Origin of the sequence: Streptosporangium sp. NPDC049078 (assembly GCF_040648855.1) — a bacterium.
In the GTDB taxonomy this organism is placed as follows: Bacteria; Actinomycetota; Actinomycetes; order Streptosporangiales; family Streptosporangiaceae; genus Streptosporangium.
In genome coordinates, this window is sequence record NZ_JBEZEL010000016.1 from 165634 (window position 1) to 189021 (window position 23388).

The 23388-nt window shown below is 71.4% G+C and carries 19 protein-coding genes; 12 read left to right on the plus strand and 7 right to left on the minus strand.

Going from position 1 to position 23388, the window contains the following annotated elements; translation table 11 throughout:
• Positions 1-473 precede the first annotated feature (473 nt).
• Complete coding sequence (locus tag AB0B90_RS27215; protein ID WP_362925475.1) at positions 474-2069, minus strand: CocE/NonD family hydrolase; 1596 nt, start codon at positions 2067-2069, stop codon at positions 474-476.
• An 89-nt stretch (positions 2070-2158) separates the two neighbouring features.
• Between AB0B90_RS27215 and AB0B90_RS27220 the strand changes: the two genes are divergently transcribed.
• Both AB0B90_RS27220 and AB0B90_RS27225 read left to right on the plus strand, forming a co-directional pair.
• The gene (locus AB0B90_RS27220) at positions 2159-2425 is read left to right on the plus strand and encodes a type II toxin-antitoxin system prevent-host-death family antitoxin (RefSeq protein WP_350949247.1); all 267 of its coding nucleotides are present in this window, start codon (positions 2159-2161) and stop codon (positions 2423-2425) included.
• Positions 2422-2682, plus strand: coding sequence for a Txe/YoeB family addiction module toxin (locus AB0B90_RS27225; RefSeq protein WP_350949248.1), 261 nt, complete (start codon positions 2422-2424; stop codon positions 2680-2682). The genes AB0B90_RS27220 and AB0B90_RS27225 overlap by 4 nt, the downstream gene beginning before the upstream one ends.
• A 126-nt stretch (positions 2683-2808) precedes the next feature.
• Here AB0B90_RS27225 and AB0B90_RS27230 read toward each other — a convergent pair whose 3' ends face one another.
• From AB0B90_RS27230 to AB0B90_RS27250, 5 genes are read right to left on the minus strand one after another with little or no spacing between them, the layout of a single operon-like run.
• Positions 2809-3405: a DUF1349 domain-containing protein gene (locus AB0B90_RS27230; RefSeq protein ID WP_350949250.1), complete on the minus strand. Its 597-nt coding sequence runs from the start codon at positions 3403-3405 to the stop codon at positions 2809-2811.
• Positions 3402-4511, minus strand: a complete 1110-nt coding sequence (locus tag AB0B90_RS27235) for a Gfo/Idh/MocA family oxidoreductase (RefSeq protein ID WP_362925478.1) — start codon at positions 4509-4511, stop codon at positions 3402-3404. Before AB0B90_RS27235 ends, AB0B90_RS27230 begins: the two co-directional genes overlap by 4 nt.
• Complete coding sequence (locus AB0B90_RS27240; RefSeq protein WP_362925480.1) at positions 4493-5503, minus strand: zinc-binding dehydrogenase; 1011 nt, start codon at positions 5501-5503, stop codon at positions 4493-4495. The genes AB0B90_RS27235 and AB0B90_RS27240 overlap by 19 nt, the downstream gene beginning before the upstream one ends.
• A 1-nt stretch (position 5504) precedes the next feature.
• Positions 5505-7604, minus strand: a complete 2100-nt coding sequence (locus AB0B90_RS27245; protein ID WP_362925482.1) for a N,N-dimethylformamidase beta subunit family domain-containing protein — start codon at positions 7602-7604, stop codon at positions 5505-5507.
• A complete protein-coding gene (locus tag AB0B90_RS27250) occupies positions 7601-8794 on the minus strand; it encodes a galactosyltransferase-related protein (protein WP_350949254.1) in 1194 nt (397 codons plus the stop codon). The genes AB0B90_RS27245 and AB0B90_RS27250 overlap by 4 nt, the downstream gene beginning before the upstream one ends.
• 303 nt (positions 8795-9097) lie before the next feature.
• Here AB0B90_RS27250 and AB0B90_RS27255 point away from each other — a divergent pair, with 303 nt between their 5' ends.
• Genes AB0B90_RS27255 through AB0B90_RS27280 form a run of 6 tightly spaced genes read left to right on the plus strand, consistent with a single transcriptional unit; the run spans position 9098 to position 16865 of the window.
• On the plus strand, positions 9098-10291 hold the full coding sequence (locus tag AB0B90_RS27255) for a radical SAM protein (protein ID WP_350949255.1): 1194 nt from the start codon (positions 9098-9100) through the stop codon (positions 10289-10291).
• Between the two features lie 15 nt (positions 10292-10306).
• A complete protein-coding gene (locus AB0B90_RS27260) occupies positions 10307-12397 on the plus strand; it encodes a DegT/DnrJ/EryC1/StrS family aminotransferase (protein WP_362925484.1) in 2091 nt (696 codons plus the stop codon).
• A complete protein-coding gene (locus tag AB0B90_RS27265) occupies positions 12394-13587 on the plus strand; it encodes a hypothetical protein (protein WP_362925486.1) in 1194 nt (397 codons plus the stop codon). Before AB0B90_RS27260 ends, AB0B90_RS27265 begins: the two co-directional genes overlap by 4 nt.
• A 44-nt stretch (positions 13588-13631) precedes the next feature.
• Positions 13632-14702, plus strand: a complete 1071-nt coding sequence (locus AB0B90_RS27270) for a hypothetical protein (RefSeq protein ID WP_362925488.1) — start codon at positions 13632-13634, stop codon at positions 14700-14702.
• Positions 14702-15571 carry a phytanoyl-CoA dioxygenase family protein gene (locus AB0B90_RS27275; RefSeq protein ID WP_362925490.1) on the plus strand — a complete coding sequence of 290 codons (870 nt, stop codon included), beginning with the start codon at positions 14702-14704 and terminating at the stop codon, positions 15569-15571. Before AB0B90_RS27270 ends, AB0B90_RS27275 begins: the two co-directional genes overlap by 1 nt.
• Positions 15558-16865, plus strand: coding sequence for an MFS transporter (locus tag AB0B90_RS27280; RefSeq protein ID WP_362925492.1), 1308 nt, complete (start codon positions 15558-15560; stop codon positions 16863-16865). The genes AB0B90_RS27275 and AB0B90_RS27280 overlap by 14 nt, the downstream gene beginning before the upstream one ends.
• A 32-nt stretch (positions 16866-16897) precedes the next feature.
• Here the strand turns inward: AB0B90_RS27280 and AB0B90_RS27285 are convergent, their stop codons facing one another.
• The gene (locus tag AB0B90_RS27285; RefSeq protein ID WP_350949261.1) at positions 16898-18109 is read right to left on the minus strand and encodes an ROK family transcriptional regulator; all 1212 of its coding nucleotides are present in this window, start codon (positions 18107-18109) and stop codon (positions 16898-16900) included.
• Positions 18110-18256: 147 nt separating this feature from the next.
• On the opposite strand from AB0B90_RS27285, the gene zwf reads away from it, so the two are divergent.
• The 4 genes from zwf to eda all read left to right on the plus strand — a co-directional run bounded on the left by zwf (position 18257) and on the right by eda (position 23310).
• Positions 18257-19732 carry a glucose-6-phosphate dehydrogenase gene (gene zwf / locus AB0B90_RS27290; protein WP_350949262.1) on the plus strand — a complete coding sequence of 492 codons (1476 nt, stop codon included), beginning with the start codon at positions 18257-18259 and terminating at the stop codon, positions 19730-19732.
• Between the two features lie 74 nt (positions 19733-19806).
• Entirely contained in the window at positions 19807-21702 is a 1896-nt protein-coding gene (gene edd / locus AB0B90_RS27295; RefSeq protein ID WP_350949263.1) for a phosphogluconate dehydratase, read from the plus strand.
• 43 nt (positions 21703-21745) lie between these two features.
• A complete protein-coding gene (locus AB0B90_RS27300) occupies positions 21746-22702 on the plus strand; it encodes a glucokinase (RefSeq protein WP_362925495.1) in 957 nt (318 codons plus the stop codon).
• On the plus strand, positions 22699-23310 hold the full coding sequence (eda, locus tag AB0B90_RS27305; RefSeq protein ID WP_350949265.1) for a bifunctional 4-hydroxy-2-oxoglutarate aldolase/2-dehydro-3-deoxy-phosphogluconate aldolase: 612 nt from the start codon (positions 22699-22701) through the stop codon (positions 23308-23310). The genes AB0B90_RS27300 and eda overlap by 4 nt, the downstream gene beginning before the upstream one ends.
• Positions 23311-23388: the final 78 nt, after the last annotated feature.

The following is a 23388-nucleotide window of genomic DNA, read 5'->3' on the forward strand; positions in this document are numbered from 1 at the left end:
GGGGGGGTGTGAGCGCTTGGCGGGGTCGAAGCGCGTCAGGGGCGATCTTCTCGACGGCCACACCTGCGGCGGCCCGGACGCCCTGATCGTCACCGTCCTCGTCAAGCTCCCTTCGCCGGCGGGCACGCCCGCCGGACAGCATGGAGAAGGTCGCCCATCTTCTATTGGTAAGCGCTTTCCCACATGCGTTTGGAGTGAAGCACACGGTGGACGAGGATGAGAAGCCCTGATGGGCGAAAGGCCCCGACGACTCGTCATCGGGGCAGGTCACCGCGATTTTCCGAGGGCCGCCCACCTCGGGACGACCCTGAAACTTTCATTTCGGGAGGGGTGGGTCGCTCACCGCGCTTGGGTTCTCGCCCTCGAAGGAGTCCGGAGACATCGTCACCGGCGGGCGTCGACGGTGACCGGGTTTCCTCCGGGCCCGCTCGGATCCGATGGCGGCAGGTACGACAGGTATCGGTGCGGGTCCGTTACCGGGGGACGATCGGGAGGGTGATGGAGGAGCCGGGGAAGACGGTCTGGTGCTGGACGACCAGGTCGGCCTCGGTGGAGTCGGCGGAGGTCCGGCCGGTGCCGGGGTTGCGGTCGAAGCGGGGGAAGTTGGAGCTGGAGATCTCGACGCGGATGCGGTGGCCGGTCTTGAAGACCTGGCTGGTCGCGACGAGGTCGATCTCGTGCACCCCGGAGGCGACGGAGGTCCGGACGATGCCGTCGGTCACGCTCATGGCACGGCCGTCGGGGTGGACGTCGACGAGCTTGGCCGTCCAGTCGGTGGAGACCGCCGAGGTCTCGGCATGCAGGGTGACACGGAGGTGGCCGGTCACCTCGACATCGGCGGCGAGCGCCTCGGTCGTGAAACAGAGCACGTCGGGGCGAAGCTCGACGTCGCGCTGGTCCTGAGGGCCGATGTTCGTCACGTCGGGGAGCAGGAGCGGGCCACCGGTCGTGGGCACGGGATCGCGGGGGTCGAAGGTGAAGGTGGACGGCGCGGGGTCCGAGGGGGCCTCGGCGGACAGCAGGCCGCCGGTGTGCAGGTAATAGCGGGTGTCGACCGCGCGAGACAGCGGCCACTCCTCCTCGTCCCGCCAGACGTTGTCGCCCATGACGAAGATCTTCACGGGCGGGCCGGCGTCCTCGCCGCGGAGGAAGCCCAGCTGCCGCTGCGGCAGCATGATCGCCTGCGCCGAGGCGGAGAACCCGAAGTCCAGGCGGCCGGTGCCCGTCGCCTCCGAACCGTGCGACCAGGGGCCGATGACCAGCGGGCCGCCCAGCCGCCGATGGTTCTCCAGGGTCCCGGCGAGGAACAGGTCGAACCAGCCCGCGACGTGCATCACGGGCACCTCGATCCGGTCGTGCCGCAGGGTCTCGGCCGGCCCTTCCCAGTAGGCGTCACGGGTCGGGTGCGAGATCCAGTCACTCCACCACGGCCCGGCGGGGACGTCGCGCAGCGGCAGCGTTCGCGCGGCGGCGGCCTGGTCGCCCAGTACGGGCAGGAGCGTGCCGAAGCCCGCCCCCACGTCCTGGCCGGCCTCCATCGCATGCGTCAGACCGAGCATCTCCTGCAGCAGTCCCCAGTTCAGCGCCGAGCCGAGCGCGAAGGCCCCGCCGTGATACTTCAGCCCGTCGTAGAAGTCGTGCGGGGTCATCGAGGCGACCACCGCCCTGAGCCCCGGCGGGCGGGTCGCGGCGGCCTGGAGCGCGCATCCGGCGAGGTAGGACATCCCGAAGGCCACGACCTCGCCGTTCGACCACGGCTGGGAGGTGATCCACCCGACGGTGTCGTAGCCGTCGTCGCCCTCGTCCAGCCACGGCCGGAACTCCCCGTCGCTGCTTCCGCGTCCCCGGCAGTGCTGGAGCACCACCGCGAAGCCGGCTTCCAGCGCGGGGATCGTCGGTGCCGTCGAGAACGAGCCCGAGCCGTACGGTGTGCGGACGAGCAGGGCGGGGAAGGGCCCGCCGGAGGCGGGGCGGTAGACGTCGCCGCGCAGGATCGTGCCGTCGCGCACCGGCATCGGGGTGTCGTGCTCACCGACGATGGAGAGCGGAGGGCGGTTCAGCTTCGGCATCACGAGTTCCTTGGGACGTCCGTCGAGCTTCGGGGATCGTACCGGGGAGCTGATCCCCCTTGATGTACATCATCATGTACACTGACGACATGAAGGTGATGACCATGTCCGAATCGCGGGCCAACTACGCCGCCACCCTCGACGCCGTCATCGACGACCAGGAAGAAGTCCTCATCACCCGCCCCGGCGGAGAAGGCGTCGTCATGGTGTCGCAGCGCGAATACGAGTCGATGCGCGAGACGCTCTATCTGATGGCCTCTCCCGTCAACCGCAGAAGGCTGTCGGAAGCGGTCGCCCGGTTGGAGGCCGGAGGCGGCACCATCCGCGAGCTGGCGGATGAGGACGCCACCTCGTGAAGATTCTTTTCGACGAACTCGCCTGGCAGGACTACTGCTACTGGCAGCGAGAAGATCGACGCATCCTCAAAAGGATCAACCAGTTGATCGCCGACATAGCCCGGAACGAGAACGAGGGCATCGGCAAACCAGAGCCGCTGAAGTACGAATGGTCCGGCTACTGGTCACGGCGCGTCACCTCGGAACACCGGCTCGTCTACCGTGTCAACGACGACACCATCATGATCGCCGCCTGTCGATATCACTACGAGAAGTAGCGTTCGTCCGGCGAACCCCGCGTCCTGCTTCAGCCCCGACGGCTAGCCATCGGGGCAGGTCACAGCGATTTTCCAAGGGTTGCCCGCATCAGGGCAACCCTTGAACCCTCATCCGGGAAAGGCGGGTCACTCACCGCCGCGCAGGTCGGCCAGGCGCTTGGGCGAGTACTCGATGTCCTCGAAGCGTACGGTGCAGCCGTCGCCGGTGGGGCTCTGCGCGAGGAAGCCGACCTCCGGGTCACCGTCGAGCGCGAAGTATCTGATGAGGTTCCAGAAACCGGACTCGTCGGCGACGTGGAAGGCGAAGGCGGAGCCGATGCGGGAGATCCGCAGCCGGATGTCCCGGCCGTCCATGGTCACGGAGTTGCAGTCGTCGGACACTCCGCGGGTGACCACCGAGACGATCGTGGGCTTGCCCTGCGGGGAGAGTTCGAGGCAGAACTTGGCCCACCGGTCGTCGTCGGCGTACAGCAGCAGGACGGCCGCGTCGTAGGTGGAAAGCAGGTCGAGCCTGACCCGCGCACTGAGGGTGAAGTCGCCGTCCAGGCGGCCGACGAGGGCGGGGGCGTTGGCGTAGCGGTTCGGCTCTCCGGGGTCGGAGAAGAGGTCGGTGCCCGCCCCCGCGACGATGGAGAGCGCGTCACCGTCCGCGCTCCAGTCCTCGGGCCGGTTCAGCCAGCGCAGCGGCGTGGGGAAGGCGGGCAGGGAGACGGTTTCGCTCACGGGTGTTCCTCCAGAGGGGTTGCGATCGCGTAGACGGTCGCGATGAGACGGTCGACGGTGTCGGCGTCGCGGACGGTGCAGACCGGATCGGTCCCGTTCCTGACGCTACGGGCGAAGTCGGCCATGAGGGGGAGATGCGGGTTCTGCGGCGGGGGAAGAAACTCGTCGACGGCGACCCCGTCGACGATGCCGCGCACGGTCCCCGAGTCGAGGGGGTCGAGTTCCAGGTGACCGCCGTCGAAGAACAGGCGCAGCCGGTCGTGGCGGGCACCGGGCCTCCACGCCGCCTCCAGGCCGGCCGTGGTCCCCGACGGCCAGGCCAGTTCCATCCGGGCGAGGCGCTCGGCGCCCAGGTCGAAGGGCCGCCCGGTCCACGCGGCGGTCACGACCGGCTCTCCCAGCAGCCAGCAGAGCAGGTCCAGACGGTGACTGCCCACATCGGCGAGTACTCCCCCGCCGGAGAGCGCGGGGTCGGTGCGCCAGAGCCTGGGATCGTCGGGGCCCGGGTCGAAAGGGCTGGAGAACTCCACGATCGCGCGGTGTACGGCACGCCCGCGCAGGATCTCGCGCACCCACCCGAGCGCGGGCGCGAGCCGGCGGTAGTAGGCGACGCCCGCGTGGGCGCCGGCCAGTTCGGACACCATCTCACGGTGGTGGGCGATCCCCGGGTGGGTCCAGGCCGGGACATATGGCGATCCGCGCCGGCGGGTGTCCCTCGCGCGAGCCGGGGCCGGCTCGGACGCCGTTCCGTGCCGGCGGTCGATTCCCACGTGGGCCGCGGCCGGCTCGGGCGCCGCCCCGCCGAGCGGTTTCTCCACCAGGACCGGCAGTCCCGCACGCGCCGCCGCGATCGCGAGCGGCAGATGGGCCGCGACCGGTGTGGCGACGTAGACGACCTCCGCCGCGTCGAGCAGTTCGGTGTAGTCGGACGTGCCGAAGGCGCCGGGAGAGGTTCCGAACTCCTCACAGATCGCCTGGGCCCGCGTGGCGTCCCTGCCCCACACGCAGGTGACGGTCTCCTCCAGGGAGAGCAGGGCGGGAAGTGCCTTCCTGCGGACGATGTCGCCGTATCCGGCGATCCCCCATCTCAGTCCTGGCCGGGACATATGGCGATCTTCAGGGTTTGCGGGGGCGGGGTCTGGAACGGCGCCGCGCTTCCCGCCGGATGAAGGGTGGGACTCTCGGAGAGGCGGTCGAGGGCGTCCTGAAGCCGTTCCAGTGGGTAGACGGCGCTGAGGATCGCGTCGAGACGCAGATCCTTGGTGAACGTGGCGGCCAGCCGCTCGGCCACTCGCATCGCCTCGGCCCTCGCGGTGTCGGTCGGCTCGGCGGAGCTGTGCACCCGCAATCCCTTCTTCTCCCACTTGACCATGTCGAAGGTGACGTGGGTGTCGATGTGGTGGGTGCCGAGGAAGACGACGAGACCGTTCTGCCGGACCAGGTCGACGCAGGCGTTGGCGGTGTGCGGGGTGCCGACCGCCTCGATGGCGACGTCGAACTCCCCTCCCAGCTCCTCCGGTACGGCCTGCGGTGACTTCACCAGCGAGGTCCGGTCCGCGCCGAGGAGCACCGAGCGCTCCAGACGCCAGGGGTCCAGGTCGGCGACGGCGATCTCGGCCGCGCCGCGCAACCGTGCGACCCGCAGGGCCATCAGCCCGACCGGCCCCTGCCCCACGATGGCCACCCGATCGCCCAGCCGCACCCCTCGGGTCGCGTGCACGGCCAGGGGCAGCAGTTGCAGGATCGCCCCCTGCTCGAAGGGCACGTCGTCGGGAAGGACGCCCACGCTCACCTCCCTCGCCGCCGCGTACTCGGCGAAACCCGGGGTGAGCGGGGTGCGGACGAACACCCGCCGCCCCGGCTCGACGCGGGTCACCCGCTCCCCCACGGCCTCGACGGTGCCGGCGACCTCGTGGCCGAAGCAACCGGTCGCGCAGTGATCACGCAGGCCGAAGTAGTGATAGTAGGCCAGGTCGCTGCGGTTGCAGACGGTGCAGGCTCCCACCCGGACGAGCACGTCGCCCGGCCCGATGGGCGGGACCGGCGCGTCGCCGTCCAGGCGGATGCGATGTCGGCCGACGAGTTCGATCCGGCGCACGTCACTCCTCGTTGTTTCCGGTTTGCGGATGTCCCGTGATCGCTTCGCCCGCCAAGGGCCGTGGACGTCCCAGGGCCGCATCGCCCGCCAGAGGCCGTGGACGTCCCGGACCCGTATCGCCCGCCACGGGAGGTGGAGGTCCCGTGAACGCGCCACCGACGAGTTCGCGCCAGAACAGGTCGCCGCCCGGCGTGGCGCCGACGAGCCTGCCGGTCGTGCCGGTCAGCGTGGCCAGCCCGGGTGTGGTGCCCAAAAACACCCACTCGTCATCCCGTGTCCTGACCCGCAGTTCCCCGTCGGGAGTCAGCCCGATCAGCCGTCCCCCCACGTGGGCGAGCGCGGCGAGCCTCGGCCCTTCGCCCGCACGGGTCCACGGCCGCGACCGACCCGCGGCGAGCGGGCGCTGCCACAGCTCGCCTCCGGCACCGGCGGCGAACATGGTCTGGTCGACGGGGGCGATCCCGACCGCCTCCGGCGGGGCGTCGTACAGGTCCTGCCACGAAGCCCGCTCGGTCACCGGCTCGCGGACGACGACGCGCCCTTCGGAGTGCAGGCCGTACAACAGGACGGGTGAGCCCGGCGTCGCCTCTCTCGGCGCGGTCAGCGCCACCAGACCGGGCGCGGGCTCGATCCGCCGCCATCTCAGGTTCTGGGTGCGGTACGGCCTCACCCAGAGGTCACCGTCGGTGCGGACGGCGAAGAGACGGTGCTCGCAGGCGGCGAGCGCGAGCGCGGCGGCCCCGTGCCCCATCGGCTCCCACCAGCCGGGATCACCGGCGAGCCTGGCGAGCACGTTGCGGGTGACGCGGTCGAGCACCGGGTCGTCGAGGGCGTCGCCCCAGCCGATCGTGGCCGCGTTGAAGACGGTGCCCGCCCCACGGCGCATGATGCCCATGGTGGCGTGGCCGCCCTGGCCCAGGTGCCGCCAGTGGCGCAGGTCGGCGGTGGCCAGGATGGCGAAGTCGGCGGGAGTGCCGTCGGCGCCGGTCGCGAGCGGGACGCCGTCGACCTCGACGTACTCGGCGGCGTCGGTCTCGTACCCGACCGCGCCCCTGCCGAAGGTGTCGCCGTCGCGCAGTCCCGTGCCCTCGAACACCCAGTGCTCGGCGAAGCGCACCGTGTACGACTCGGACTTCATCGCGTCCATGTCCTCCCAGCAGCCCGCGCCGCGCCGGAAGCTCACGCCGGTCAGGCTGTTCTCCGGCCGGCCCACGGGCGAACCCGACCACTCCACGGTGACCAGGCTCGGATCGGTCGCGGCCATCGGGTCGAGCAGGGCGTCGCGGTGGCACACCATGGTGCGGCCTTCGTCCTCCAGCCGGATCTGCCACCAGCACGTGTTGCCGGCGAAGAAGGCGATGTTGCCTCCGGAGGCCACGAAGGACTCCGCGGCGTCGCGCATCTCCCGGGTCCAGTACTCGTCGTGCCCGGGGATCACGAGCAGGCGGCGGCCGCGCAGCAGCGTGTCCGGATCCTCGTGCAGGTCCAGGTTGGAGCAGTAGTCGGCCCGGACGCCGTTACGGCTCAGCCACCGGTAGAAGTTGTCCTCCCAGTTGCCCGCGGGTCCGCCGCCCGGCCGGTCGAAGGTGACCCGGCCGGCTCGCTCAGGGCTCTCCGTGGGATACAGGCCCTCTCCCGGGACTCCGGCCCTGTTGTACGCCTGCCAGGTGAGGAAGGGCACCGACACCAGGACCGCCCCGGTGGGTCCCGGTTCGCGGGCCAGGACGACGAAGTAGGTCTCGTCGTCCCCGCTCTCGTCGCTCCCGCCGGCCCGGGCCTCGCCTTCCCAGGTCCCGTCGTCCTCCTCGCCGAGGGTGAACCGCACGGCGTAGAGGGAGCTGGGCCAGCTCTCGGGGACCCGCAGGGTCCACCAGGGCCCGGAGGCGTCCAGCTCGGCCCTGACCTCGCCGGTCACGGCGTCACGAACCCGGGCACGGCAGCCGGCCGCGCCGTGCCCGCCGCCTGCCGCCGTCTCGTCGGCGGCGACACCGCCGGGCATCGGGTCCTCGGTCGTCGGATCGTCGGGCAGGAGACGAAAGCGCAGCGATCCGCCCTGCGGCACCGAGGTGCGCGCCGCGTAGGCGCGAACGGCCAAGGTCATGCCCTGGGACCTCGCAGGTCGCCGTATCCGCCGGCGACGCTCCAGCTCAGCGGGGCGATGTGGGCGTTGAACGGCACCCCGTCCAGGGTCATCTCCGGACGCGGGTGGGCCAGGTGCAGCAACGGGTCGTCGAACCGGGTGAACCCTCCCGCCAGGCTCAGCCGCGCCACGACGTCGTCGTCCTCGCCGCCCCAGCCCTGGTATCGCTCGTCGAACCCGCCGATCGCGTCGAAGGTCGTCCTTCTCGCCCAGAGGCAGGCGCCCGGCGGTTCCTTCAGCACCAGCGCGCGTACGGCGTCGAGCGGCACGCCGGCCTCGCCGTGCTCGCAGCGCCGGCGGACGGCGGCGGCGGAGGACTCGGGATCGAGGCAGAACATGCGACGGTAGGGCAGGAAAGCCGAGAGTTCGGGCTCGCTCGCCATGCGGTCCAGGTTCCGGCTCAGGAACCGGCGGTCGGCCAGGATGTCGGTGTCCAGCACGCAGATCAGCTCGGGCTCGCCGGGGGTGTCGCGAACCCCGACGTTGACCGCCCAGGACTTGTTGAAGTGCCCGTCGTGTCGCGCGAACACGTAGTGGTCCACCAGTGGTTCGACGGTGTCACGCCAGGTGGGCGCCGAGTCGGACTCGACCACGGTGACGCTCACCCGGGCGTCGTGACCGTCCTGGTCGCGCAGGGCGGCCAGGCAGGCCAGCAGGTTGCGGGTACGGGCGCCCCCGACGCGGTCCCTGAAGGGGATGACGACCACCGTCCGCACCCCCGACGCCCCCGGTGTCCCCAGCGTTCTCGGCCGTGACCAGGCGGAGGCGTCGGCCACCGACACCTCGGCGGCGGAGCGGTCGGCCGACACGCCGTTGTGGTAGTCAACCAGCACGCGCGCGTCGGCCGCGACGACCAGCTCCCCGAGGCGCGCACGGTCGGCGGGTGAGCGGTCCAGCAGGGGAAGGAGCGCGTTCACCAGCGCGGTCTCCAGCTCGCCGTCCCCGGGGCGGGCGGCGAAGCGGCGCAGGTCCTCCGCCGCGGGCTCTCCGGCCACGAAGTGGGCGAGAGCGGCGGCCACCGCCTTGTAGTGCGGGCCGCTGATCTCCCACCAGTCGGCGGCGACCATGGGAACCGACGGGTCGTTGGCGAGGAAGGCATAGGCGGCCAGCCTGGACCCGAGTGTCCGGGTGTCCGGGAAGGAACCTGGCATTTGGGGTGACGCTATTGGGGTTTCTGTCATGCCGTTTCCCTCCACCTGCACGAACTCCCTCCGGCCGCGCGAATGTCGGACCCCGACGTACCGTACCGTGTCCGAAAATGCCCTACAAGAGGTCTTGACCCATTTTGAAGCGTCATTTAGGATCCCCATTTGGGAGCGCTCCCATAGTCCGAATGTCACGATCCCGACCCTAAATCGACCTACTTCAACACGTATCCGAACGACGTTGCCAGCGCGCCGAATTTGGCACAAGGACCGGGTTGATCAAATCCTTCCTGGTCGATTGGGGATGAAATGTCGAACGAGAGTTACCGGGCGGCGAGACCCACCAATGGAGAGGGCCTGGCGGAGGTCGAACTCGACCAGGCACACGCTCCCGACAAGGTCATGGCCCACGAGGATCTGCTGAGGAAGTTCGTCAACGGGGAGAGCTTCCGGCCCGTCCATATGCGCATCGGCATCATGGGTGCCTGTAATATGCGCTGCAATTTCTGCAACTTCCACTCGCCGAACGAGGAGAATTTCTACGATCTGTTCTCCTTCAAGGACGCGATTCCCACCGACAAGAGCGTCAGGCTCATGCGGGAGTTCGCCGAGTCCGGCGGCCGGGCCGTCACATTCTGCGGCAGCGGTGAATGCACCATTCACAAGGGCTATACGGAGATCTGTGATTCCGGGCACGCGGCCGGGCTGCGCATCGGTCTCATCACCAATGGCTCCCGCCTGCACAGGGACGACATCGCCGACTGCGTGGTGAACACCCACACCTGGGTGCGCATCGGCCTCAACGCCGGCACCGAGGCCACCTTCAACGAGATCACCCGGGACCGCGAGCAGACGTTCAAGTCCTTCCTCGGCTCCGTCCGCAGGTTGCGCGACAACGCCGTCGACCCCGAGTTCCGCATCGGGTTCAACTTCGTGATCACCATGCAGAACTACCGGGAGATCACGCAGGCCGCCCTGATAGCGCGCGACTCCGGAGCCCACTACGTACGGTTCGAGCCGGAGTTCTACAGTTCGATGGGCCACGAGACGATCGAGCAGGTCATGGCGGAGGTCTCCGCCTCGCTCGACGAGGTCTCCGCGCTGTCGTCGGAGGAGTTCGAGGTCTCCGTGCCCAAGCTCGACCGGGGACCGATGGACCAGGTGGAGTCCGTCGAGGGCGACTTCGACCACTGCCACTACAGCCGCTTCGTCACGGCCGTCGGAGCGGACGGCCATCTCTACCCCTGCCCCCAGGTCCACCTGAACAGCCGCTACCGCATCGGCAACGTGCTCCAGGACGGCTACCTGAACGTCCTGGAGGGCGGTCCCAGAGCCGAGTGGGAGTCGAGCAACCCGCTCAGGACCGACCTGTGCAAATCCTGTTTCTACCGGCCGCAGAACGAGCTGCTCGAATGGCTGCGCAAGGGGCGGATCAAGCTGGACGACGCACTGAACACCTACCGCGTCGAGGTTCCGCACACGCTCCACGCCGACTTCGTCTGAGATCCGGGGTTCGCGTTGACGTCGATCGACCGGTTCCACCATCTCGGCCACTCTCCGGTCGATTCCGCCCCCGGCTCCCCCACGTCCGACCCCGCCCTCGCCGCCGTCCGCAACGCCCAGGTGCGCAGGGCGGTGGCCCGGCTGGCCGCCGTCCGGCAGGTGCCCCTTCGGGTGCGCTCCACCCGCAGGCAGGAGGGCGGGGAGCCGCGGGTGGACCACTACCTCTTCGAGCACGAGGGCCGCCGGGAGCTGCGCGCGGTCATGCTGGCCCCGCCGGGCCCGGGGCCGTGGCCGGCCGTGCTGGTCTGCCCGGGGCGCAACGCGACCCTGGAACGGGTCACCGGGCTCCTGCCTCCCGACCATCCCGGGCGCGACGTCGCCGCGCACCTGACCCGGGCCGGTTTCCTCACCCTCACCCTCGACCACGGTCTCGACCGGTGGGCGGAGCCCGCCACGCTGGGCGGGCGCGATCCCGGCGACGTGCTGGACGGCACGCTGCGGCTGCGCGGCGGGAGCCTCCTCGGGGCGATGGCGGAGGACGCGGGAGCCGCGCTCGACTGGCTCGGCGCGCATCCGGACGTGGCGCCCGGGCGGGTCGGCCTGTTCGGGCACAGCATGGGCGCGGCCGTGGCGCTGCACGCCGCGCTGCTGCGCGAGGAGCCGCTCCCGCTGTGCGCCGCCAGCCATCTGGGCACGTACGAGACGATGATCGGCCGGTCGCTGGCCTGGAACCAGTACGTCGCCCTGCCGTCGATCCTGCGTCACGCCGACCTCCCCGACCTGTACGCGGCGCTCGCCCCCGCTCCGCTGCAGGTCCAGTACGGCACGGCCGACGGACGCCTCGATCCCGGCGACGCCAAGACCGCCGGCGAACGGATCGTGAGCGCCCATTCCTCGGCCGAGATCCTGCCGCTGCCCATGGGCCACGGCACCGGCCTGCCCGAGGCGGCGGACTTCTTCACCCGGTCCCTGGCCGAGCCCGCCACCGCCGCGCCGGACGTGCCCGCGGCCAAGATCGGGTTCGATGTCCGGGCCCGCCTGGACATCCTGGACCTCGTCGACGACGCCCTCGCCTCCGGGTCCCTCACGCTCGGAACGCGCGGCACCCGGCTGGAGGCGCTCGCGACCGGGGAGATCGGGCGTGGCACGGCGGCGGTGAGCTCGGGCTCCTCCGCCCTGGAGATCGCGCTACGAATCGTCGGGGTCGAGGGGCGCACCGTCCTGGTCCCGGCCAACACCTTCTTCGCGACCGCGGCGAGTGCCGTCCGCGCCGGCGCCCGGGTCGACTTCGTCGACATGGAGCCTGACGGTCTCGGCATGGACCCCGAAGGGCTGCGCGCCGCCCTCGCCGCCCACGAGGACGTGGCCGCGGTCGTGCCCGTGCACATCGCCGGGGTCGTCCCCGACTCGCTGGCCGAGGTGCTGGCCGAGTGCGACAGGCAGGGGATCGCCGTCGTCGAGGACGCCGCCCACGCCCTCGGCTCCTCGCTGCACGGACGCCGGGCGGGCACCTTCGGCCGATTGGCCGCCTTCTCCCTGTACCCCACCAAGATCATCACTAGTGGCGAGGGCGGCCTGCTCAGCGCGGACGAGAACGACCTGAGGCGCGTCATGCACCTGCGCGACCACGGCAAGCGCTCCTTCGAGGAGAACCTCCACGACGATCTCGGCAGCAACTGGCGGATGAGCGAACTGCACGCGGCGGTGGGCCTCACCCATCTGGCCCGGCTGGCCGAGGTGCTGGCCGAGCGTACCGAGCTGGCCGCCCGGTACGACGACGGCCTGGCCGGCGTGCCCTCACTGAAGCGCCCCGCCGTACCCGCGGGGTGCGCGACGAACCACTACAAGTATCTCGCCCTGCTGCCCGAGGGCGTCGACCGCGCGGCGCTCAAGCGGCACCTCCGCGCCGAAGGGGTACGGCTCGCGGGCGAGGTGTACGACGTCCCGCTCCATCGCCAGCCCTACTTCGCCCGGCGCTTCGCGAACCGGTCCTTCCCGAACGCCGAGGCGTTCACCTCCCGGCACATCTGTCTGCCGCTCTTTCCCGGCATGACGCGAGCCCAGCAGGAGCGGGTCGTCCACGCGCTGCGGGACGCGCTGTCGTGACCGGCGAGGCGGTCCTGCCGTTGCTGCGCGCGGGACGGTGGTACCGGTCGATGGACACCGTGCCCGTCCCCGGAGGGCCGTCGCTCTCCCTCGCCCCGGAGATCCTCGTCCGCGACGACGCCGCGCGCCTGCGGGCGCGTCGTGCCGCGACGACCGTTCCCCCCTTCGCCCGGCGCATGGAGATGCTCCGCGAGGCCGTCGCGCTGTTCGGGCACGGCCGCGTACCCGTCGAGTCCCTCGGCGTCCAGGACGCCGGGGGGTTCGACGAGGCGATGCGCGCCACGGCGGGGCTCCCCTCCGTTCTCGTGCGCCGCTGGTCGGCGATGCTCGGCGAGCGGCTGGAGGAGCTCGCGGCGGACGTGCGCGAGACCGGCGGGCTCACCCTGGTCTCCCTGCCCGCCAACACCTTCACCTGCCTGGAGGGAGTGCTCGAGGCGGCGCTGTCGGGCGCGGCGGTCTGGGTCCGCCCCAGCAGGCGCGAGCCGCTGTCGTCGGCCCGCCTGATCGGTGCCCTGCTGAGCGTGGGCTGGCCGCCGGAGACGCTGGGCTACTACCCGAGCGCGCCCCGGGTCCTGCCCGCGCTGATCCGGGCGACCGACAGGCAGGTCGTCTACGGCGGCGACGGCCTGGCCGCGGAACCGGCGATGGACACGCCGTCCCTCGATCTGCGCGGCCCCGGGCGGGCCTGCGTGATCGTGGGCGCGCGGGAGCCGGTGGATCCCACCGAGCTCGCCTTCCGGATCGCGCGGGACGCGGGCCGGTTCTGCACCTGCGTGTCCACGGTGGTCTGCCTGCGGACGGCCGGGGAACCCGCCGTCGAGCGCGGCCGCGCGGTCGCGGCGGTGCTCGACGGCATCTCCCTCGACCCGCCCGACCCGCGCCTGCCGCAGGCGTCGTGGCCCGAGGCCGACGCCGCGCGCATGGCCGCGTTCGTCTCCGACCGGCTCGCCCCCGGCGGGCGCGTCCTCACCCGGCGGCCGCTCCTGGTCAGGTCGGGCGGGACGACGTTCCTCGCGCCCACCCTCGTCCACGTCGACGACGTCGGCCATCCACTCGTCGGCTGCGAGCTGCCCTTCCCCTTCGCCGTCGTCGTCTCCGCGGACGAGGCGGGAGCGCGTGACGTCGCCGCCGGGTCCCGCTTCGTACACCCGGCCTGCTTCGCGGCCGTTCCCCAAGGAGTGTCGTCCTGAACCCGAGCAGTCATCACCTCCCGGTCGGCTCCCTGCTGGACGCCATGCGAGAACAGATCCCCGCCATGCGCGAGTCCCTCGACGAGTGGACGGCGCGCATGATGAGCTGGCACTTCAGCGAGGAGACCGGCTCACCGTTCTGGCTGGCGCGCAGGAGCCGCCTGCCCTTCGACCCGATCCGCGACGTCACCGACTACGCCTCCCTGCGCCTGTTCGGCCTGTTCGACAAGACCGACCTGCGGGGGGTGAGCGCGCGCGACCTCGTGCCCAGGGGCTTCGCGGGGCGGCCGTTCCGCGTCGTGGAGACCGGCGGGACGTCCGGGCCGCCGTACCGGGTCGTCGATGTGACCCGCGCCGTCTACGACGTGAAGATGTACCGCGTCATGCTGGAGGCCCGCGGCCTGCTCGGCGGCGACATCCTGGCCATGACGCCCAGCGGCCCGCACGCCTACGGGCATTTCGTCAAGCTGCTCGGCGACAGCTGGGGGGCGGCGGTCTTCTCCGTGGACTTCGACCCGCGCTGGGTGAAACACCTGCTTCGCGCCTCCAACGACGGCGACGGCGCCGACGCCTACGTCGAGCACCTCGTCGCGCAGACGGCGGACCTCCTGCGGGACGAGCGGGTCAGCCTGCTCTTCACGACCGCCAAACTGCTCCTGTCGCTCGCCCCCGCACTGGACAAGCCCCTCGCCGAGTACGGCGTCCGCGCGGTGTGCACCGGCGGCACCTCCTGCTCCCCCGAGGAGGCGCGCTATCTGCGCGAGGAGTATCTGGACGGGGTCCAGTGGATCGACACCTACGGCAACACCCTCGTCGGGCACGCCCTCCAGGGGGACGCCCCCTCCCCCGAAGAGCCGCACAGCTACCATCTGCCGCCGCCCTTCGCGGTCATGCACGTCGTCCGGCCCGACGACGTCTGGCGGGAGGCCGCCACCGGTGAACGGGGCCGGATCAGGGCGGTGACCCTCCTGGAGGATCTCTTCCTGCCCAACCTGCTGGAGCGGGACAGCGCCGTCTCCGCCCCGCCGCATCCCTGGTTTCCGTGGCCGGGGGTGGCGCGAGTGGGGCCCTACGAGGCGGAGGACGCCGACCAGATCACCGAGGGGGTCTACTGATGCCAGGAGACAGGCGGGCCGTCTCCTCCAACGGCGTGCCCATCCCGTTCACCGACGAGTTGTTCGCCCCGCTCGCCGACAGCAGCGCGCTGCTCGGCGATCCCGAGGCGCTCAGGCGGCGGTTCCACGACGACGGCCTGTTGCTGCTGCGGGGGTTCCTCGACCGCGAGGCGGTCCTCTCCCTGCGGGCGGCGTACCTGTCGGCGTTTCCCGAAGGTCTGCTCAAGCCGGGGACCACCCCCGAGGAGGGCGTCTTCTCCGGCCGTCCGCCGGAGGGGCTGCCCTCCCACGGGGTGAGGGACCACCCCGCCTACGACTTCGTGCGTACCGAGCGGTTCGCCTCCTTCGCCCGGCAACCGGCCCTGACGGAGCTCGCCTCGACCCTGCTCGATGGCCCCGTCCGGCTGCTGCCCCGGGGCATCCTGCGCCACTTCTACGCGGGCTCGCTGCGGGCCTCCCGCGCCCACACCGATCACGCGTACATGTCCCAGGGCAGCGACCGCGTCCTGACGATGTGGATACCGGTCGGCGACTGCCCGATGGAGACCGGGGGCCTGGTCTACCTGGAGGGCTCGCACCGGGAGTCCGCGGAGCGGTTCGACCCGGCGCGGCTTCGAACCGATCGGGCCCACGACTCCCGGCCGATCAGCCACGACCTCCAGACGACGGCCCGCGTCGTCGACCGGCGATGGCTGTGGAGCGACTACGAGGCGGGCGACCTGACCGTGCACAACCCGTACGTGGTGCACGCCTCCCTCGACACCGTGACCGACGTCATGCGTGTCTCGGCCGACGTGCGGTTCATCCGCGAGGAGGACGAAGTGGACCCCAGGTGGATGAAGGAGTGGGCCGGCGATGACGGCGCCTGAGAACATGACCGAACCCGCCTCCGGAGGACGGCCTCCCAACGAGCCGCCCGGGGTTGACTCTCCCGCCGGTGAGCCGCCGGGGACGCCTCCCGAAGCGGTGATGTCGCGGGCCGCGGGCCTGACCCGCCTCGCCGCGATGTCGGCGTTCCTGATCGTGGGGATCTCCTACGCCAGCTTCCTGATCAGGGTCCCCTCGCTGAAGGTGGAGCACGACCTCTCCGCCGGGCAGCTCGGTCTCCTGCTCGTCGTCCCCTCCGTCTCGGCCCTGGTCGCCATGCAGCTCGCCGGTGGCCTGGTGGCCCGGTACGGCAGCGCGCCGATCGCCCGGGTGACCGGGGTGGCGCTGCCGCTCTCCCTGGTCGGCCTCGCGCTGGCCTCCGATCCGATCCAGCTCGCCGTCGCACTGGTGATCTTCGGTCTGATCGACGGGCTTCTCGACGTCTCCATGAACGCCCACGCCATCGCGGTCGAGCGCGCTCACAAACGGTCCGTCATGAACCGCTGCCACGCCGCCTGGAGCATCGGCGCGATGATCGCCTCCGTGCTGGGCGGCCTCGCCATCCAGGCCGGCCTCACCCCCATGTCGCACTTCCTGTGGCTGGGCGTGGCCGTGGCGCTGTTCTCGCTGGTCACCGGGCTGTGGATGCTGCCGGCCTCGGCCGACCGGCACGCGAGCCGGGAGGGCGAGAAGAAGGTCCGGGTGAAGTGGCGGGACGGGTGGACCCCGCGGGTGCTGATGTTCGGCGCGATGGGCGCCGTCATCCTGATCCTGGAGGGCGCGGTCGGTAACTGGAGCGGTGTCTTCCTGCTGGAGGATCGCGGCGCCACCCTCGCCGTCGCCTCGCTGGGATACACGTTCTTCAACCTGTGCCAGACCGCGGGCCGCCTCGTCGGTGACCGCCTCCACGAGCGGTACGGCGCGCCCGCCCTGGTCAGGGTGAGCGGCGGCATCGCCCTCTGCGGCCTGCTGATGGTCGTGCTCAGCCCGGGGATCGTCGTCGCGATCGTGGGTTTCGCGGTGGTGGGGATCGGTCTCTCGGTCCTGCTCCCCCTCATCTTCAGCGCGGTGGGGCACGGCGGCGCGGAGGGCCTCGGGGCGGCCGCGGCACTGGCCAGGTTCACCACGCTGACCTACTCGGGACTGCTGCTGGGCCCCGTCCTGGTCGGCTGGTTCGCCGAGTTCGTGGGCCTGGCCGCGACCTTCGCCGGGTTGCTCGTCCTGCTGGCGCTGGTGGTGCTCAACGCCAGGTCCACCGGCACGGCGGATCGCAGGGAGACCCCGCAGGAGGCGTAGCAGGCAACGAGACGGGCTCCAGACGAGAGGGCTCAGACGAGGGAGCGGACGGAGCGGACCGAGCGCGGCGGTTGCCAGCCGGCGGAGTCGACGGCCTCGGGCGACAGGATGTGGTCCAGGACCATGTGGGCGCAGCCGATGATCCCGGCGCTCGGGCCGAGCCGGCTGCGCTCTATCCGCAGGTTGCGGGTGGCCAGCGCCGTCGAGCGGCGGTAGATGACCTCGCGGACCCCCGAGACCATCGGCTGGAAGGTCTCCGCGACGTCTCCGCCGAGAACGACCACCGAGGGGTTGAGCAGGTTGACCGCGCTGGCGACGACCTCGCCGAGCATCCGGGCGGCGTCGCGGACCACGGTCATGGTCTCCGCGTCCCCTGCCCTGACCAGGCTCACCACGTCGGCGAGACTCGTGACCTCGTGCCCCCTGGCCCGGAGCTGACGCAGGATCGCGGTGCCGCTGGCGACGGAGTCGACGCAGTCGATGTTGCCGCAGCGGCACAGGACGCCCCCGCCGTCGCGGACCGGGATGTGCCCGATCTCCCCCGCGGCGCCCAGCGCGCCCCGCAGGATCTCGCCCCCGGCGATCACTCCGGAGCCGATCCTGGTGGAGACCTTGATGAACAGCAGGTCGTCGGCCTCGCCCGCGTAGACCTCGCGGTGCTCACCGATCGCGATGACGTTCACGTCGTTGTCGAGGAAGACGGGGGCGGGGAAGCTCTCGGCGATGATCGGCGGGATGGCCACACCGGTCCAGCTGGCCATGATCCGGGCGCTCTCGGTGCGACCGGCCGCGAACTCCACCGTGGCGGGGACCCCCAGGCCGACGCCGCGGACCAGGGAGACGGGGCGGTCGCCGAGCAGCTCGCTCCAGCTCCGCATGACCAGCGGCAGGACGACGTCCGGCCCCTCCTCCACGTCCACCGAGAGGGCGGTGTCGGCCAGCACCTTGCCCGCGAGGTCGCAGACGGCGACCTGTGCGCGGCTCGCGCCGAGAGATCCGACCAGGACGACCCCGCCTGAGGCGTTGAAGACCAGGCGGGTGGGCGGGCGGCCTCCGGTGGAGGGGCCCTCACTGTCCTCCACGACGAGGCGCCGCTCCAGCAGCTCGGTGACGCGCAGGGACACGGCGGGTCTGGACAGGCCGGTGACACGCCCTATGTCCGCTCGGGTGGCGGCCTCGCCCGAGCGGATGAGGTGCAACACCTCACCGCTGGTGGCCAGCGCGGCAGCGGGACGTCGAGGCATCCGCCAAGTGAATCACACCCACTTAGGAAATGAAAACTTCCTACTTTCTCATCTCAAATTACAAAACTCCGCTTGTGTAGAGCGCAAGATCTAGCTAGTGTCCGATCTATCCCCAAATTCGATAGATCATCACGGAGAGTTCCCCCGATGTCCGAGACCCCGCAACCCGCCGACCTCATCGTCTTCGGCGGCACCGGCGACCTCTCCATGCGGAAACTCCTCCCGGCGCTCTACCACTCCGACCGGGACGGACGTCTCGCCCCCGAGACCCGCGTGATCGCGATGTCCCGCGGCGGGCTCGACGACGCCGACTTCCGCGGCAAGGTGGACGCCGCGATGCGCGGCTCGGTGCCGCAGGACGACCTCGACACCTGGCGGCGCTTCCTCGGCCGCCTGCACCACGTCACCATCGACATCAGCGGCCAGGACCCCACGGGGTGGACGAGACTCGCCCAGACGCTCGACGGGCACGAGCGCCGCGACCGGGTGTTCTACCTGGCCAGCCCGCCCATGACATTCGGCCCGTTCTGCCGCGAGGCACACCGCGCCGGCCTGGTCACCCCCGCCTCGCGGGTGGTGCTGGAGAAGCCGCTCGGACGCGACCTGCGCAGCGCGATGCGGATCAACGACGAGGTCGGCGCCATCTTCGACGAGCGGCAGATCTACCGTATCGACCACTACCTGGGCAAGGAGACGGTCCAGAACCTCCTCGTGCTCCGGTTCGCCAACGCGTTCCTGGAGCCGATCTGGAACTCCCTGTGGATCGACCACGTCCAGATCACCGTCGCCGAGACCGTCGGCACCCCCGGCCGTCGCGGCTACTACGACCACGCAGGCGCGCTGCGCGACATGGTGCAGAACCACCTGCTCCAGTTGCTCTGCCTGGTGGCGATGGAGCCGCCGTCGCGCAACGACCGCGAGTCGATCCGCGACGAGAAGGTCAAGGTCCTCCAGGCGCTGCGGGCCATCACCGGCGGCGAGGTGGACCGTTTCACCGTGCGCGGCCAGTACACGGCGGGCGAGTCCGGCGGCGTCCCGGTGCCCGGCTACCTCGACGAGCCCGACAAGACCGCGCCCACCGACGACTCCCGCCGGGTGGAGACCTTCGCCGCGATCCGCGCCGAGGTGAGGAACTGGCGCTGGGCAGGGGTGCCGTTCTACCTGCGTACGGGCAAGCGCATGCCGCAGCGCTACTCGGAGATCGTGGTGCAGTTCAAGGACGTGCCCCACTCGATCTTCCCTGACAGCACGCCGAACCGGCTCGTGCTGCGGCTGCAGCCGAGCGAGGGCATCCAGCTGAACATCATGGCCAAGGAGCCCGGCGCGGGCGAGGTGGCGCTCAAGCCCGTCCCGCTGAGCCTCAGTTTCGCCGAGACCTTCACCGGCCGGGTGCCCGAGGCCTACGAGCGGCTGCTCATGGACGTCCTCGCCGGCAACCCGACCCTGTTCATGCGGCGCGACGAGGTCGAGGCCGCCTGGCGGTGGATCGACCCGATCCTCGACGAGTGGGAGTCGCGGGGAACCCCGCCCGAGCCGTATCCGGCGGGCAGCGCGGGACCCGCCGCGGCCCACGAGCTCGTCGGCCGCAGCGGCCGCGTCTGGCACGAGGAGGGGGCGGAGTGAGCACGCGAGCCGACCGCCCTGCCCGAAGCGACCATCCCGGCAACGATGACGCCGACCACGATCGAGGAGTCCGGATGCACCCCGTGATCCAGGAGGTGACCGACCGTCTGGTCGAGCGCAGCCGCCCCAGCCGCACCGCCTACCTGAACCGGCTTCACGCCGAGGCCGAGGCGGCCCGCCTGCGCGGCCCCGCCAGGGCGAGCCTGGGCTGCGCGAACCTCGCGCACGGCTTCGCCGCCGTGGGCGAGAGCGACAAGCGGGACCTGCGCGCAGGCGTCAAGCCCGGCGTGGCGATCGTGTCGAGCTACAACGACATGCTGTCGGCGCACCAGCCGTACGAGACCTACCCGGCGATCCTCAAGGCCGCCGTCAGGAAGGCCGGCGGCGTCGCGCAGTTCGCCGGGGGCGTGCCCGCGATGTGCGACGGCGTCACGCAGGGCCGGGCGGGTATGGAGCTCTCGCTCTACAGCCGCGAGGTCATCGCGATGGCCACCGCGATCGCGCTCTCGCACGACATGTTCGACGCCTCCCTCATGCTCGGCGTCTGCGACAAGATCGTTCCCGGCCTGCTGATCGGGGCGCTGCACTTCGGCCACCTGCCCGCGGTGTTCGTCCCCGCCGGTCCGATGACCTCCGGCCTGCCCAACAAGGTCAAGGCCCGCACCCGGCAGCTGTTCGCCGAGGGCAAGGTCGGCAAGGGCGAGCTGCTGGACGCCGAGGCGAAGTCGTACCACTCCCCCGGCACCTGCACCTTCTACGGCACCGCCAACTCCAACCAGGTCATGATCGAGGTCATGGGCCTGCACCTGCCGGGCTCGACGTTCGTCAACCCGCGCACCGAGCTGCGCGAGGCCCTGACGAAGGCCGCGGGCAGGCGGGCGGTCGAGCTGACCGCGCACGGCTCCGAGTACACCCCCGTCGGCGAGGTCGTCGACGAGAAGGCGATCGTCAACGCCTGCGTGGCACTGCTCGCGACCGGCGGCTCGACCAACCACACCATGCACATCGTCGCCATCGCCGCGGCGGCCGGCATCGAGCTCCTGTGGGACGACCTGGCCGCGCTGTCGAAGGCGGTGCCGCTGCTGACCCGCATGTACCCCAACGGCCACGCGGACGTGAACCACTTCCAGGCCGCGGGCGGCATGCAGGTGCTCATCGGCGACCTGCTGGACGCCGGGCTGCTCCACCGCGACGTGCTCACGATCGCCGGGCGAGGGCTGGACCACTACCGCTCGGCCGCCGAACTCAAGGAGGGCGAGCTGGTCTGGCAGGAGCGCACCGAGGGCAGCACCGACCTCGACGTGCTGCGCCCGGTCTCCGAGGCGTTCTCCGCCGACGGCGGCATCCACATGCTCGACGGCAACCTGGGCCGCGCGGTCAGCAAGGTCTCCGCCGTCAAGGACGAGCACCTCGTCATCGAGGCCCCGGCCAAGGTCTTCGACGACCAGCTTCAGCTGCTGCGCGCCTTCGACGCGGGCGAGCTGGACGGGCAGGACTTCGTGGCGGTCATCCGCTACCAGGGGCCGAGCGCGAACGGCATGCCGGAGCTGCACAAGCTCACCCCGCCGATGGCGGTGCTGCTGGACAGGGGGCAGCGGGTGGCGATCGTCACCGACGGCCGCATGTCCGGCGCGTCCGGCAAGGTCCCCGCGGCCATCCACCTGTCGCCGGAGGCCGCCGACGGAGGCCCCATCGCACTGGTGCGCGACGGTGACCCCATCCGCCTCGACGCCGCCGCGGGCACCCTGGAGCTGCTGGTCGGCGCCGAGGAACTGGCCGCCAGGCCCCTTCAGGGCGCGCCGCTCACCGACGCCCAGTGGGTCGGCACCGGCCGCGAGCTGTTCGGCGCCTTCCGCCGCGCGGCGGGCCCCGCGGAACGCGGCGCGGGCGTCTTCGCGCTGAACGGCCACGCCGAGGCCGTCGCGAACGGCACCCGCCCGGCGACCGCCCAGAGCGGGATCCGGGCGTGAGCGCGCACATCGTCTCCTTCACACGGTCCGCGAAGGAGATCTCGTGAGCCTTCCCTGGCTCGTCGCCGACATCGGCGGCACCAACGCCCGGTTCGGGCTGGTCACCGAGCCCGGTGGACAGCCCGAGGCGGTGGCCGTGCTCGCGGGCGCGGAACACGATGGCCTTCCCGAAGCCGTAGCCGCCTATATCGCAGATCATGCGGGCGGAGTTCAGCCGGGAGCCGCGTGCGTCGCGATCGCGGGGCCCGTGGAGGGCGACCGCTATCGGCTCACCAACTCCGGGTGGACCGGGTCGGTACGCGACCTGGGCATCCCGAACGCCTGGCTGCTCAACGACTTCGAGGCGCTGGCCGCGTCCCTGCCGTACCTGCGGGGCGACGACCTGGTCTCCCTGGGCGGTCCCGAGCCCTCGCACGGCGTCAAGGTCGTGCTCGGGCCGGGGACGGGTCTCGGCGTGGGCGGTCTGGTGCCCGCGGCCGAGGGATGGGTGCCGATCCCCGGGGAGGGCGGGCACGTCACGGCGCCCGTCCTCGACAGGCGGGACCACGAGATCGTCCGGGCACTGCGCGGAGACGGCCTGGAGCACGTGGTGGCCGAGCACCTGCTGTCCGGGCCGGGGCTGTCACGTCTGCACCGAGCTCTCGCGCTCGTCCGCGGAACGGACGCGCCGGCACTGCCCGCCTCCGACATCGTGGCCCGGATGGACGACTCGCTGTGCGCGGAGACCGTCGAGGTCTTCTGCGCCATGCTCGGCACCTTCGCCGGGAACGTCGCCCTCACCCTCGGCGCGCGGGGCGGCGTCTACCTGGGCGGCGGCGTGCTGCCACGTATCGTGGACCGGGTCCGCTCCAGCGACTTCCGCCGTCGCTTCGAGGCCACCCCGACCCTGAACGACTACCTTTCCGACATCGCCACGGTGCTGATCGTGGCCCCTCAGCCCGCCCTCACCGGCGCGGCGGCCTGGCTGAGCCGGCGCCTGTCCAACCTGGAGTTCGCATGAGTCTGCTCGACATCGCCCCGGTCGTCCCGGTCGTCGTGATCGACGATCCGGAGACCGCGGTCCCCCTGGCCCGAGCCCTGGTCGCGGGCGGCCTGCCGGTCATCGAGGTGACCCTCCGCACCACCGCCGCCCTGGACTCCATCACGCGCATCGCCGCCGAGGTCCCGGAGGCGGTGATCGGCGCCGGCACCATCCGCACCCCGGCCGACGTGGCGGCCTCCGTCGCGGCCGGTGCCAGGTTCCTGGTCAGCCCGGGAACCACCCCGGGGCTGGTCGACGCCATGGAGGTGAGCGGGGTGCCGTTCCTGCCCGGTGTGGCGACCGCCTCCGAGGTCATGGCGCTCGCCGACCGCGGGGTGACCGAGATGAAGTTCTTCCCCGCCGAGGCCGCCGGCGGCCTGCCGTACCTGAAGGCACTCGGCGGCCCGTTGCCGCAGGTCACGTTCTGCCCGACGGGTGGCATCAAGCTCGCGACGGCCCCCGACTATCTCGCGTTGCCGAACGTCGGGTGCGTGGGCGGCACCTGGCTCACCCCGGCCGACGCGCTCGCCGACGGCGACTACTCGCGCATCGAGAAACTGGCCGCCGAGGCGGCCGCCCTCCGCTGACTCCCCCGTCCCCACGACTCCTCCCGGGTGCCGGCCCTGGAGAAGCGGACTGAACCGCGCACGGACCCCACGCGTATC

What these genes read in the sequence shown, in the direction of transcription:
- AB0B90_RS27215 (WP_362925475.1), bottom strand. Translation starts at nt 2,069, where the DNA reads ATGCCGAAGCTGAACCGCCCTCCGCTCTCCATCGTCGGTGAGCACGAC.
- AB0B90_RS27220 (WP_350949247.1), top strand. Translation starts at nt 2,159, where the DNA reads ATGAAGGTGATGACCATGTCCGAATCGCGGGCCAACTACGCCGCCACC.
- AB0B90_RS27235 (WP_362925478.1), bottom strand. Translation starts at nt 4,511, where the DNA reads ATGTCCCGGCCAGGACTGAGATGGGGGATCGCCGGATACGGCGACATC.
- AB0B90_RS27245 (WP_362925482.1), bottom strand. Translation starts at nt 7,604, where the DNA reads ATGACCTTGGCCGTTCGCGCCTACGCGGCGCGCACCTCGGTGCCGCAG.
- AB0B90_RS27250 (WP_350949254.1), bottom strand. Translation starts at nt 8,794, where the DNA reads ATGCCAGGTTCCTTCCCGGACACCCGGACACTCGGGTCCAGGCTGGCC.
- AB0B90_RS27255 (WP_350949255.1), top strand. Translation starts at nt 9,098, where the DNA reads ATGTCGAACGAGAGTTACCGGGCGGCGAGACCCACCAATGGAGAGGGC.
- AB0B90_RS27270 (WP_362925488.1), top strand. Translation starts at nt 13,632, where the DNA reads ATGCGAGAACAGATCCCCGCCATGCGCGAGTCCCTCGACGAGTGGACG.
- AB0B90_RS27275 (WP_362925490.1), top strand. Translation starts at nt 14,702, where the DNA reads ATGCCAGGAGACAGGCGGGCCGTCTCCTCCAACGGCGTGCCCATCCCG.
- AB0B90_RS27280 (WP_362925492.1), top strand. Translation starts at nt 15,558, where the DNA reads ATGACGGCGCCTGAGAACATGACCGAACCCGCCTCCGGAGGACGGCCT.
- AB0B90_RS27285 (WP_350949261.1), bottom strand. Translation starts at nt 18,109, where the DNA reads ATGCCTCGACGTCCCGCTGCCGCGCTGGCCACCAGCGGTGAGGTGTTG.
- zwf (WP_350949262.1), top strand. Translation starts at nt 18,257, where the DNA reads ATGTCCGAGACCCCGCAACCCGCCGACCTCATCGTCTTCGGCGGCACC.
- edd (WP_350949263.1), top strand. Translation starts at nt 19,807, where the DNA reads ATGCACCCCGTGATCCAGGAGGTGACCGACCGTCTGGTCGAGCGCAGC.
- eda (WP_350949265.1), top strand. Translation starts at nt 22,699, where the DNA reads ATGAGTCTGCTCGACATCGCCCCGGTCGTCCCGGTCGTCGTGATCGAC.